This window comes from Streptomyces sp. NPDC056144, assembly GCF_042264145.1.
Lineage (GTDB): Bacteria > Actinomycetota > Actinomycetes > Streptomycetales > Streptomycetaceae > Streptomyces.
The window spans coordinates 209,937-222,650 of record NZ_JBHJVF010000004.1; the positions used below are offsets into that span (position 1 = coordinate 209,937).

Genomic DNA, 12,714 nt, shown 5'->3' on the forward strand with positions numbered 1-12,714 from the left:
CCCGGTGACGACCGCGACCACCGAGTCGACCGTGACCACCGAGTCGACCGTGACCACCAAGTCGAGCGTGTCGACCCTGTCGACCGTACGAGTCGGAGCGCGCGCCCTGCGGCGCCCCGCGCGCGGCCTGCTGGCCGGAGTCCTGATGGTGGTGTTCCTCACCCCCTTCTACCTCATGCTGCGCAACGCGCTCATGGACACGCAGACCCTGACGTCGCCGGAGTGGACCTGGTGGCCCTCCACGACGCACTGGGAGAACTTCACCGCCCTGTTCAGCGACCCCATGGTCAACATGGGCCGGTCCCTGACCAACTCCCTGCTGATCGCCGCGATCACGGCCCCGCTGTCCACCCTGCTCGCCTCCGCCGCCGGGTTCGCGCTCGCCCGCATCCCCGTACCCGGTCGCGGGGTCGTCCTCGGCCTCGTCCTCGCGACGCTCATGATCCCCGGCTCGGCGACCTTCGTGCCGACCTTCGTCGTCGTCGGCTCGCTCGGCGGGATCAACACCCTGTGGGGCATCATCGCCCCGGCGCTCTTCAACCCCTTCGCGGTCCTGCTGTTCCGCAACTTCTACCTGCAGTTCCCGCGCGAGATCGAGGAAGCCGGCCGCCTGGACGGCCTCGGCTGGCTCGGCATCTACCGCCGGATCGCCCTGCCGTCCTCCGGCGCCATGCTCGCCTCCCTCGGCGCGCTCGCCTTCATCGACAGCTGGAACGCCTTCCTGTGGCCCCTGGTCATCGGCCAGGACCCGACCGCCTGGACGGCGCAGATCGCCCTGTCCACCTTCCTGACGGCGCAGACCGTCAATCTGCCCGGTCTCTTCGCGGGCGCCGTCGTGACCATCACCCCTCTGGTGGTCATGTTCCTGGTCGCCCAGCGCTACATCGTCGAAGGCATCGCCCACAGCGGCCTCAAGGGCTGACGGCCGTTCTTCGGCTCTTCACCCCACGTTTCGGACAGCCGGTCCGGAACGCCGTACCTCCTTCACTCCCACGCTCTGGAGGACAGCACCATGAGATCACGCATGCCTGCAGGCGGCCTCGCGAGGACCGTCACCCGGGCCCTGACCACCGCACTGGCGACCGGCGCCCTGCTCGTCGGCGCGCTCCCCGCCACCGCGGCCCCCCTCGCCCCCGCCGTCGTCACCGGCGCCCCCGTCCCGATGACCGGCGAGCAGCTGGCCGCGTCCTGGACCGGCCCGCTCAGCACCCGGGGCCGGTACATCGTGGACGCCGACGGCGACCGCTTCAAGCTGAAGGCGAGCAACTGGGCCGGCGCCCAGGGCACCTGGGAGGGCAGCGGCGACGTCAACGACGTCGCGAACCACCAGGCGGACCAGAAGTCGAACAACATCCCGCTCGGCCTGGACCGGACCCCGATCAGCCGGATCCTCGCCGACTTCCACGCCCTGGGTCTCAACTCCATCCGGCTGCCGTACGCCGACGCGATGATCGCCGACCGGACGCCGGTACCGGACGCGGCCGTGGCGGCCAACCCGCAGCTCACGGGCAAGACCCCGCTCCAGGTGTACGACGCGGTCGTCGCCGCCCTCACCGCCGACGGTTTCGCGGTCATCCTCAACAACCACACCACCACCTACCGCTTCTGCTGCTCCCTCGACGGCAACGAGCGCTGGAACACGAGCCAGTCCACCCAGCAGTGGATCGACAACTGGCTCTTCCTCGTGAACCGCTACAAGTCCAACAAGCGAGTCGTCGGCGCGGACCTGCGCAACGAGGTCCGCCGCAACACGACCGACGACCCAAACTGGGGCTGGGGCAACGACCACGACCTCTACCAGGCCTACCAGCTGGCGGGGAACCGGATCCTCGAAGCCGACCCGGACATGCTCGTCATCATGGAGGGCATCAACTGGCAGGGCATCCCGCAGGGCATGTTCCCCCACGGCCGGCCCACGCTCACCCCGGTCCGCAACCTCTCCAACACCCTGATCAACTCCGGCAAGCTGGTCTACGCGGCCCACTTCTACGGCTTCACCGGACCCAACCACACCGGCGCGAGCGGCGGTTGGCAGAACGGTGAGACCAACGACCCGCGCTACCGCGACCTCTCGCCCGAGGACCTCGTCCGGGTCGTCCGCGACCAGGCCCTGTTCGTCACGGAGGAGGGCCAGCACTTCACCGCCCCCGTGTGGGTCAGCGAGTTCGGCACCGGCGGACGCGGTCAGACGGACCAGAAGGAGATCGACTGGTTCAACCGGTTCACCGACATCCTGGTCGCGAACGACACCGACTTCGCCCAGTGGCCGCTGGTCGGCTGGAGCACCGGCGGCAGGATCAACGACAACTGGGCGCTGATCAGCTACGAGGCCGACGGCCGGCGACAGGCGGTCAACGACTCCGGCGACTGGCGCGCCACCGCCTGGAACAAGCTGGTCAACGCTCCCGGCAAGACCGGCCAGGTCGCCCGGGTCGACCACTGGAACATGGTGAACCTCGACTTCGCCGACCAGAACCTCTCCGCCACCATGCGGCAGCAGGCCGACTGGAGCGTCGGCAACCGCAAGGGCAACTGTCCCGACAGCCAGCGGCTCGTCGCCCTCGCCCGCAGCAACAACCGCGGACTGTGCACCGACGCCGGCGGCGGGCTCGCCAAGGCCGACAGCATGTGGATCACCGTCATCGACGAGCGCTACGTCAAGAACGGCGACTGGGCGAGCGGCTACAACAAGCTCGAATGCCCGAGGAACACCTATGCCGTCGGCTACAGCGTCAACGGCAACGCCATGGCCGCCCTGCTCTGCGCCCCCTCCGCCGCGCCGCTGCCCACCACGAACCGGCTGCTCTGGTTCGACCAGGGTGACAACCGTCCGGCCACCGGCGGTTCCGTCAGGAGCGACTGGGCGCCCGGCGCCTACAAGGGCCAGTGCCGCGACGACGAGTACCTCGCCGGCGTCGCCTACACCTGGAAGTGGCAGCACGGCGGAGCGCCCGACGCCCTCCTCTGCCGCCCCCTGAGCTGACCCGCACCGCACCGCGCACCCGCACGACTCCGCGCATCCGCACCTCTCGGCGCACACACCTAGGAGCACCACAGCCATGCCTCGACTGGAGATCGCCGCAGACGGCTTCCGTCTCGACGACCGTCCGTTCCGCATCATCTCCGGCGGACTGCACTACTTCCGCGTCCACCCGGAGCAGTGGGCCGACCGGCTCCACAAGGCGCGGCTGCTGGGGCTCAACACGGTGGAGACGTACGTCCCGTGGAACCTGCACGCGCCCCGGCGCGGCGAGTTCCACGTGGACGGCGGCCTCGACCTTCCCCGCTTCCTCGACCTCGCCGCCGCCGAAGGGCTGCACGTCCTGCTCCGCCCCGGCCCGTACATCTGCGCCGAATGGGAGGGCGGCGGCCTCCCCTCCTGGCTGCTGGCCGACGAGGACATCGCGCTCCGCAGCCGCGACCCCCGCTACCTGGCGGCGGTGGACGGCTACCTCGAAGCGCTCATGGCGGCCGTGGGCCCGTACCTCGCGACCCGGGGCGGCCCCGTCGTCGCCGTACAGCTGGAGAACGAGTACGGGGCCTACGGAGACGACTCCGGCTACCTCGCCGACCTCGCCGCACTGCTCCACCGGCACGGCGTCGACGTCCCCCTCTTCACCTGCGACCAGCCCTCCGACCTCAAGCGCGGCGGACTCGACGGCGTCCTGCGCACGGTCAACTTCGGCAGCCGCGTCGACGCGGGGCTCGCCGAGCTCCGCGCCCAGCAGCCCGAAGGCCCGCTGATGTGCTCCGAGTTCTGGATCGGCTGGTTCGACCGCTGGGGCGGCACCCACATCACCCGGAGCGCGGAGGACGCGGCGGCCGACCTCGACCGGCTGCTCGCGGCCGGCGCCTCGGTCAACCTGTACATGTTCCACGGCGGCACCAACTTCGGCCTCACCAACGGGGCCAACGACAAGGGCACGTACCGCCCCACCGCCACCTCCTACGACTACGACGCCCCTCTCGACGAGGCGGGCGACCCCGGACCCAAGTACGCGGCCTTCCGCGAGGTCATCGCCCGGTACGCCCCCGTGCCCGACGAACCGGTCCCCGCGCCTGCCCCCAAAGTCGAGGACACAGTCGCCGAACTCGACCTGTGCGCAAGCCTCCTGAACCAGGTCGAGCGGATCGGCGGCCCCTCCGCCCACGCCGACCGCCCGCTGACCATGGAGCAGCTGGGCCAGTCCTTCGGCTTCGTCCTGTACGAGACGGTCCTCCCCGACGCGGGCCCCGCCGTCCTCCGGGTGGACGAAGTCCGCGACCGCGCCCAGGTCTTCGTCGACGGCCAGCCCGTCGGCGTACTGGAGCGGGAGAACCACGAGCGCGCCCTCACCTTCCTCGTCCCCCGGGCGGGCGCCCACCTCGCCGTCCTGGTGGAGAACCAGGGCCGGGTCAACTACGGCCCCGCCATGCACGACCGCAAGGGCCTGCTCGGAGCCGTCACCGCCAACGGCCTTCCCCTCGTGGACTGGTACAGCCGTCCCCTGCCCATGGACGATCCGGACGCGCCCGCCTACGCACCTCTCGACCCCTCGGCACCCCCGGTCGGCCCCGCGTTCCACCGCGGCCACCTCGACCTCGACCGGCCCGCCGACGGCTTCCTCGCCCTCGACGGCTGGACCAAGGGCCTGGCCTGGGTCAACGGCTTCGCGCTCGGCCGCTACTGGTCACGCGGCCCGCAGACCACGCTGTACGTCCCCGCCCCGGTGCTGCGCGCGGGACGCAACGAGATCACCGTCCTCGAACTGCACGGCTCCACCACCCGGAACGTCGAACTGCGCGGCACGCCCGACCTGGGAATCACCGAGGACTGAAAGCCCCCATGACCCCCACGAACGCTCCCGAAAGCCCGGCCCCGTCCTGGTGGCGGGAAGCCGTCGTCTACCAGGTCTACCCCCGCAGCTTCGCCGACGGGAACGGCGACGGCATGGGCGACCTCCCCGGCGTCCGGGCCCGGCTCCCGTACCTGAAGGAGCTCGGCGTCGACGCCCTGTGGCTGAACCCCTTCTACGCCTCGCCCCAGGCCGACGCGGGCTACGACATCGCCGACCACCGGGCCGTCGAGCCCGTGCTCGGCACCCTCGCGGACGCCGAGGGGCTCGTCCGGGACGCCCACGCGCTCGGCATGCGGGTGATCGTGGACCTCGTGCCGAACCACTGCTCCGACCAGCACGAGTGGTTCCGGCGCGCCGTCGCGGAGGGGCCGGGCTCGCCGTACCGGGACCGCTTCCACTTCCGCCCCGGCAAGGGCGAGCGGGGGGAGCTGCCCCCGAACGACTGGACCTCCGTCTTCGCCGGCCCCGCCTGGACCCGTACGGAGAACCCGGACGGCACCCCCGGCGACTGGTACCTCCACCTCTTCGCCCCCGAGTAGCCCGACTTCGACTGGGACCACCCGGCCGTACGGGAGCACTTCCACTCCGTCCTGCGGTTCTGGCTCGACCGGGACGTCGACGGCTTCCGGATCGACGTCGCCCAGGGCCTCGTCAAGGCCGGGGGACTGCCCGACGTCCACCGCACCGACCAGCGCCGGATGCTCGGCACCGAGCCCACGCCGTACTGGGACCAGGACGGCGTCCACGAGATCTACCGCGCGTGGCGCCGGATCCTCGACGCGTACCCGGGGGAGCGGATGGCGGTCGCCGAGGCGTGGGCGCCGACGCCGGAGCGCACCGCCCTGTACGTACGTCCCGACGAGCTGCACCAGGCCTTCGGCTTCGACCTCATGGGCGTCTCCTGGGACGCCGAGGAGATCCGGCGGGTCGTCGACACCTCGCTGGAAGCCGTACGCGAGGTGAGCTCGTCGGCGACCTGGGTGCTGTCCAACCACGACACCACCCGGCACGCCACCCGGTTCGCCGGCCCGCAGCCGGGAGGCGAGCCCCCGCGGGCGGGCGACCGCGTCCTCGGGCTGCGCCGGGCCCGCGCCGCCACGCTCCTCATGCTCGCGCTGCCCGGCTCCGCGTACCTCTACCAGGGCGAGGAACTGGGCCTCCCCGAGGTCGTCGACCTCCCGGACGAGGCCCGCCAGGACCCGACCTTCCTCCGCAGCGGGAAGACGGACGGCTTCCGCGACGGCTGCCGGGTGCCCCTGCCCTGGACCGTCACCGGCCCCTCGTACGGCTTCGGCACGGGCGGCAGCTGGCTGCCGCAGCCCGGCGACTGGGGCCCGCTCAGCGTCGAGGCCCAGACCGGCGACCCGGCCTCGACGCTGGAGCTGTACCGGGCGGCGCTCGCCCTGCGCCGGTCGCACCCGGGCCTCGGCGCCGGTGACACCGTCGAGTGGGACGAAGCCCCCGAAGGCGTCCTCGTCCTCCGGCGGCCCGGCTTCGTCTGCACGGCCAACACGACCGACCGGGCACTGATCGTCCCCGCGACGGGCCGCCCGCTGCTCTCCAGCTCCCCGGTCGACGACGTCGAAGGCGGGCCCGACCCGGTTCTCGTCCTTCCCGCGCACACCACCGTGTGGTGGACGGTCTGACGACCGGGCCCGCCGACCGGCACGCCGACCTCACCCCGTACGACTCCGGAGACTCCCATGCACAGCAGGCAGCGCCTCACCGAGCAGCGGCTCGCCCGCGTCCTCGACGAGCGGATCAGGCCCGCCGTCCACGCCCGCACCGTCCCGCTCTCCCTCGCGATCTGGAACGTCACCGGTGAACCCGTCCCCGTCGCCGAGGGAATCGCCGCCCCGTACGAGCCGGTCGCGATCGGCCACCGCTGGGGGCCCGCGTGGACCACGAGCTGGTTCCGGATCAGCGGCAGGGTCCCGGAGGAGTGGGCCGGGCGCCGGGTCGAGGCCGTCGTCGACATCGGCTTCAACCACACCGGCGCGGGTTTCTCCAGCGAGGGCCTGGTCCACCGCGCCGACGGCACCGTCGTGAAGGCCCTCAATCCCCGCAACGCCTACATCCCGGTCGCCGACCCGGCCGTCGGCGGCGAGGAGTTCACGTACTACGTCGAGGCCGCCGCCAACCCGAACCTCAACGACGACCACCTCCCCAGCCACACCGGCGACCTCCCGCCCTGGCTCACCGGTACGGACAGCGGGACCCCCGGCGCCCCGATCTACCAGGTCCTCCGCACCGACCTGGCCGTCTTCGACCACGAGGTCTGGGAACTCGCCCAGGACCTGGACGTCCTCGGCGGACTCATGCGCGAACTCCCCGAGTCCGAGCCGCGCCGCTGGCAGCTCCAGCGGACCGTCGAACGGGCCCTGGACGTCGTCGACCTCCAGGACGTCCCCGGCAGCGCCCCGGCCGCCCGCGCGGTGCTCCGTCCCGCCCTCGCCGCGCCGGCCGCCCCCAGCGCCCACCGCATGTCCGCCGTCGGACACGCCCACATAGACACCGCCTGGCTCTGGCCGCTGCGCGAGACCGTGCGCAAGGTCGCCAGGACGCTCTCCAACGTCACCCACCTCATGGACGACCACGAGGACTTCCGCTTCGCCATGTCCCAGGCCCAGCAGCTCGCCTGGCTCAAGGAGCGCCGCCCCGAGGTCTACGGCCGCGTCCAGGAGAAGGCGAAGACCGGGCAGTTCCTGCCCGTCGGCAGCCTGTGGGTGGAGCCCGACACCAACATCATCGGCGGCGAGGCGCTCGCCCGGCAGCTGATCCACGGCAAGCGCTTCTACCTCGACGAGTTCGGCGTCGAGACGACGGAGATGTGGCTGCCCGACACCTTCGGCTACAACGCGGCCATGCCCCAGCTGATGAAGCTGGCCGGCGTGCGCTGGTTCCTGACCCAGAAGATCTCCTGGAACACGACCAACAAGTTCCCCCACCACACCTTCTGGTGGGAAGGCATCGACGGCACCCGGATCTTCACCCACTTCCCGCCCGTCGACACCTACAACGCCGAGATCACCGCAGCCGAACTCGCCCACGCCGTCCGCAACTTCCAGGACAAGGAGGCCGCCGGCACCTCCCTTCTCCCGTTCGGGTACGGGGACGGCGGTGGCGGCCCCACCCGCGAGATGCTGGCCCGCGCCGCCCGGGTGCGGGACCTCGAAGGCTCGCCGAAGGTCACCGTCGAGAGCCCGGCCGCCTTCTTCGAGCGCGCCCACGCCGAGTACCCCGACGCCCCGGTCTGGGTGGGCGAGCTCTACCTGGAGTTCCACCGCGGCACGCTCACCAGCCAGTTGCGCACCAAGCAGGGAAACCGGCGCGGCGAGCACCTGCTGCGGGAGGCCGAGCTGTGGGCGGCGACCGCGGCACTGCGGACCGAATTCCCCTACCCGTACGAGGAGTTGGAGCGTCTCTGGAAGACGGTGCTGCTCCACCAGTTCCACGACATCCTGCCCGGCTCCTCCATCGGCTGGGTCCACCGCGAGGCCGAGGCGACCTACGCCGCCGTGACCGCCGAGCTGGAGACGATCGTCGGCGCGGCCCAGCGCGCCCTGGCGGGGGAGGGCGGGGAACGGGTGGTCTTCAACGCCTCCCCCTACAGCCGTGACGGCGTCCCGGCCCTCGGAGCCGCGCGCGTCGAGCCCCCGGGCCATCCTGCTCACCCGGCCCGCCCGGTCACGCCCGTACCGGTCGAGGACGGAGGTCACGTCCTCGACAACGGGCTCGTACGGATCCGCGTCGACGCCCGGGGCCTGGTGACCTCGGCGTACGACCTCACGGCGGGCCGCGAGGCCCTGGCCCCCGGCGCGACGGCCAACCTGCTCCAGCTGCACCAGGACTTCCCCAACCAGTACGACGCCTGGGACATCGACGCCTTCTACCGCAACACCGTGCTCGACCTCGTCGACGCCGAGTCCGTACGCGCGGAGCCGGACGGCGTGCGGATCACGCGGACCTTCGGCGACTCCCGGATCGAGCAGTTCCTCTCCCTCCGGGCGGGCTCCCGACGCCTGGACGTCGACATGGACATCGACTGGCAGGAGCGGGAGAAGCTCCTCAAGGCCGCCTTCCCGCTCGACGTACGCGCGGACCACTCCAGCGCCGAGATCCCCTTCGGGCACGTCCAGCGCCCCACCCACACCAACACCAGCTGGGACGCCGCCAAGTTCGAGTTCTGCGCCCACCGCTTCCTCCACGTCGGCGAACGGGGCTGGGGCGCGGCCCTCGTCAACGACTCGACCTACGGGCACGAGGTCACCCGCGACGTCCGCCCCGACGGCGGCACCACCACGACCGTCCGGCTGACTTTGCTCCGGGCCCCGCGCTACCCCGACCCGGACGCCGACCGGGGCAGGCACCACCTGCGGTACGGCTTCGTGATCGGCGCGGACATCGCGGACGCGGTGCGCGAGGGGTACGGCTTCAACGTGCCCGAGCGCGCCGTCACCGGGAGCCCGGCGGGGATCGTCCCTCTGGTCGCCACGGACGCCGACGCCGTCGTCGTCGACACGGTGAAGCTCGCCGACGACCGCTCCGGCGACCTCGTCGTCCGCCTCTACGAGGCGCACGGCGGGCGGGCGACGGCCCTGATGGCGCTCGGCTTCCCGGCCGCCGCGGCCACCGTGACCGACCTTCTGGAACGCCCGATCGCCGACAGCGACGGCGGGCGGCCCGACACCGTCCGGATGACGGCCGAGGGGCAGGTGCTTCTGACACTGCGCCCGTTCCAGATCCTCACGATCCGGCTGCGGCCGGCACCCTGAGCCGTCGCGAGGTTCTCCCCACCTGGCCCCGCCGCCGGTGAATACCGAGGTGAGGGCGAGGGCCGATGCCGATAGTGTGACGAGTCGTCCTCTCTCTTCTCCGCCCTCCCCTCCGTGGCGAAAGGCCTTCATGTCGATCCCGTCCACCTCGCTCGACCACTCCGAGTCCGCCGTCGTCTCCCGCCTCCGCGCCGCCGGCTGCGTGTTCGCCGAGGACGAGGCGCGGATGATCATGTCCGCCGCCGGGGACGCCGCCGAGCTGGAGGAGATGGTCGAGCGCCGGGTCGTGGGCCTGCCGCTGGAGCACGTCGTCGGGTACGCGGAGTTCTGCGGGCTGCGCATCGAGGTCGACGCCGAGGTGTTCGTGCCCCGGCGGCGTACCGAGGCGCTCGTCCGGGAGGCCGCCCGGTGTGCGCCCGCCCGGGCGGTGGTCGTCGACCTGTGCTGTGGCTCCGGCGCCCTGGGCGTCGCGCTCGCCGCCTCCCTCGACGAGGTCGAGCTGCACGCCGCCGACGTCGACCCGGCCGCCGTCCGCTGCGCGCGGCGGAACGTCACGCCGGTCGGCGGGCTCGTCTACGAGGGCGACCTCTTCTCCGTGCTTCCCGAGGGGCTGAAGGGGCGGGTGGACGTCCTGCTCTCCAACGTTCCGTACGTGCCCACCGAGGAGATCGACCTCCTGCCGTCCGAGGCCCGGGACCACGAGGCCCGGGTCGCGCTCGACGGGGGCGCCGACGGACTCCACGTCCTGCGCCGGGTCGTCGCCGAGGCCGCCGCGTGGCTGGCGCCCGGCGGGGTCCTGCTCTTCGAGACGAGCGAACGGCAGTCCGACGAGGCCGTGGCCGCCGCCACCGCCGCCGGGTTGCACGCGCGCGTGGCCACGGACGACGAGCTGGACGCCACGGTGATCGTCGCCCGCGCCGACGCGGGACGCGCACCGGTCACGGCTCCCTGAGCGAGGCTGCTCCCTCCCGGTGTCGTTTCTTGTGGCCTCTTGTGGCTACCAGAAGGGCAATGGTGAAATGTCACACACCATTCGAGGGAGACCTTTCATGACCCGCGAGCACGTCCCGGCGCACCGCGCCCACCCCTGGCACGGCATCATGGTCGCCACCGCCCTCCCGCTCCGCGAAGACCTCTCCGTCGACCACGACGCCTACGCCGAGCACGTCGCCTGGCTGATCGCCAACGGCTGCGACGGTGTCGTCCCCAACGGCTCCCTCGGTGAGTACCAGACCCTCACCGACGCCGAGCGCGCCCAGGTCGTCCGTACCGCCGTCGCCGCCGCCGGTGACGGTGCCCGAGTCATGCCCGGTGTCGCCGCGTACGGCAGCGCCGAGTCCCGTCGCTGGGCCGAGCAGGCCGCCGAGGCCGGTGCCGGTTCCGTCCTCCTCCTGCCCCCGAACGCCTACCGCGCCGACGAGCCTGCCGTACGCGCCCACTACGCGGAGGTCGCCCGGGCCGGCCTGCCCGTCGTCGCGTACAACAACCCGATCGACACCAAGGTCGACCTGACGCCCGCGCTGCTCGCGAGCCTGTACGAGGACGGCTCCATCGTCGCCGTCAAGGAGTTCAGCGGGGACGTCCGCCGCGCCTACGAGATCGCCGAGCTCGCCCCCGGGCTCGACCTCCTCGTCGGCGCCGACGACGTGCTGCTCGAACTCGCCCTCGCCGGGGCCGTCGGCTGGATCGCCGGCTACCCCAACGCCCTCCCGGACAGCTGCGCCACGCTCTACCACGCCGCCGTCGCGGGGGACCTGAAGACGGCGCTGCCGCTCTACAAGTCCCTCCACCCGCTGCTCCGTTGGGACTCCAAGACCGAGTTCGTCCAGGCGATCAAGCTGTCCATGGACCTCGCGGGACGCCAGGGAGGCGCCACCCGGCCGCCCCGCGCGCCGCTGACCCCGGAGCAGTACGCCGTCGTGCGTGCCGCGACCGAGAAGGTCATCGCCGACGGTCATCGCTGACGGTCACCGACGTCACGACGTTCACCGCCGACAGCCCTCAGCGGGCAATCCACCTACGAAGGAAGGGACTTCCATGCGTACGCGTCATGTCTTCCACGCCGTCGATTCGCACACCGAGGGCATGCCCACGCGCGTGATCACCGGCGGTGTCGGGGTCATCCCCGGTGCCACGATGGCCGAGCGGCGGCTGCACTTCATCGAGCACATGGACCACCTCCGTACGCTCCTGATGTACGAGCCCCGGGGGCACGCGGCGATGAGCGGAGCGATCCTCCAGCCGCCCACCCGCCCCGACGCCGACTACGGCGTCCTCTACATCGAGGTCTCCGGTCTCCTCCCGATGTGCGGCCACGGCACCATCGGCGTGGCGACCGTGCTGGTGGAGACGGGCATGGTCCCGGTCGTCGAACCCGTCACCACCGTCCGCCTGGACACCCCGGCCGGCCTGGTCAGCGTCGACGTCCGCGTGGAGGACGGCGCGGCGAAGTCCGTGACCTTGACCAATGTGCCGGCGTTCAGCGTCGCGCTGGACCGCAAGATCGAGGTCCCCGGCTACGGCACGGTCACCTACGACCTGGCCTTCGGCGGCAACTTCTACGCCTTCGTCGACCTCGACGCCCTCGGCCTGCCCTTCGACCGCGCACGCAAGGACGACCTCCTCGCCGCCGGACTCGCCGTCATGGACGCCATCAACGCCTCGCCCGACCACCGGCCCGTCCACCCGACGCAGCCCGAGATCGCCGGACTCAAGCACGTCTACCTCGCCGCCCCCGGCTCCGACGCGACCCGGTCCCGGCACGCGATGGCGATCCACCCGGGCTGGTTCGACCGCTCCCCGTGCGGCACCGGCACCAGCGCCCGCCTGGCCCAGCTCCACGCCCGCGGCGAACTGCCCCTCGACACCGACTTCGTCAACGAGTCCTTCATCGGGACCGAGTTCACCGGACGCCTCGTCGGCGAGACGGAGGTCGGCGGCCTGCCCGCCGTCATCCCCACCGTCACCGGCCGCGCCTGGATCACCGGCACCGCCCAGTACTTCCTCGACCCGGACGACCCCTTCCCCGCGGGGTTCCTGCTCTGACCCCGTGCAGGGCGGGTCGCCAGGGAAACGTGACATTGTACGATGCTCCTCCGTGA

Annotated in this window: 7 protein-coding genes and 1 pseudogene; all 8 read left to right on the plus strand. The window is 71.9% G+C overall.

Annotation, left to right across the window (positions count from 1 at the left end):
- Positions 1–4: 4 nt before the first annotated feature.
- Positions 5–922, plus strand: coding sequence for a carbohydrate ABC transporter permease (locus ACFC0Z_RS15010; protein WP_376437122.1), 918 nt, complete (start codon positions 5–7; stop codon positions 920–922).
- Between the two features lie 102 nt (positions 923–1,024).
- A complete protein-coding gene (locus ACFC0Z_RS15015) occupies positions 1,025–2,983 on the plus strand; it encodes a glycoside hydrolase family 5 protein (RefSeq protein WP_376437125.1) in 1,959 nt (652 codons plus the stop codon).
- Between the two features lie 76 nt (positions 2,984–3,059).
- Positions 3,060–4,817, plus strand: a complete 1,758-nt coding sequence (locus tag ACFC0Z_RS15020; RefSeq protein WP_376437128.1) for a beta-galactosidase — start codon at positions 3,060–3,062, stop codon at positions 4,815–4,817.
- A gap of 8 nt (positions 4,818–4,825) precedes the next feature.
- A pseudogene (locus tag ACFC0Z_RS15025) lies at positions 4,826–6,484 on the plus strand (glycoside hydrolase family 13 protein).
- Between the two features lie 57 nt (positions 6,485–6,541).
- Positions 6,542–9,613, plus strand: a complete 3,072-nt coding sequence (locus ACFC0Z_RS15030) for an alpha-mannosidase (RefSeq protein WP_376437131.1) — start codon at positions 6,542–6,544, stop codon at positions 9,611–9,613.
- A 130-nt stretch (positions 9,614–9,743) separates the two neighbouring features.
- Positions 9,744–10,565 (plus strand): putative protein N(5)-glutamine methyltransferase, encoded by an 822-nt coding sequence (locus tag ACFC0Z_RS15035; protein WP_376437135.1) that lies wholly within the window; start codon positions 9,744–9,746, stop codon positions 10,563–10,565.
- A 97-nt stretch (positions 10,566–10,662) separates the two neighbouring features.
- Positions 10,663–11,577: a dihydrodipicolinate synthase family protein gene (locus tag ACFC0Z_RS15040; RefSeq protein WP_376437138.1), complete on the plus strand. Its 915-nt coding sequence runs from the start codon at positions 10,663–10,665 to the stop codon at positions 11,575–11,577.
- 73 nt (positions 11,578–11,650) lie between these two features.
- The gene (locus tag ACFC0Z_RS15045) at positions 11,651–12,658 is read left to right on the plus strand and encodes a proline racemase family protein (protein ID WP_376437141.1); all 1,008 of its coding nucleotides are present in this window, start codon (positions 11,651–11,653) and stop codon (positions 12,656–12,658) included.
- The last annotated feature ends 56 nt before the right edge of the window (positions 12,659–12,714 follow it).

Coding starts and splice junctions, on each gene's coding strand:
- ACFC0Z_RS15035 (WP_376437135.1), top strand. CDS start 9,744: ATGTCGATCCCGTCCACCTCGCTCGACCACTCCGAGTCCGCCGTCGTC.
- ACFC0Z_RS15030 (WP_376437131.1), top strand. CDS start 6,542: ATGCACAGCAGGCAGCGCCTCACCGAGCAGCGGCTCGCCCGCGTCCTC.
- ACFC0Z_RS15040 (WP_376437138.1), top strand. CDS start 10,663: ATGACCCGCGAGCACGTCCCGGCGCACCGCGCCCACCCCTGGCACGGC.
- ACFC0Z_RS15015 (WP_376437125.1), top strand. CDS start 1,025: ATGCCTGCAGGCGGCCTCGCGAGGACCGTCACCCGGGCCCTGACCACC.
- ACFC0Z_RS15045 (WP_376437141.1), top strand. CDS start 11,651: ATGCGTACGCGTCATGTCTTCCACGCCGTCGATTCGCACACCGAGGGC.
- ACFC0Z_RS15020 (WP_376437128.1), top strand. CDS start 3,060: ATGCCTCGACTGGAGATCGCCGCAGACGGCTTCCGTCTCGACGACCGT.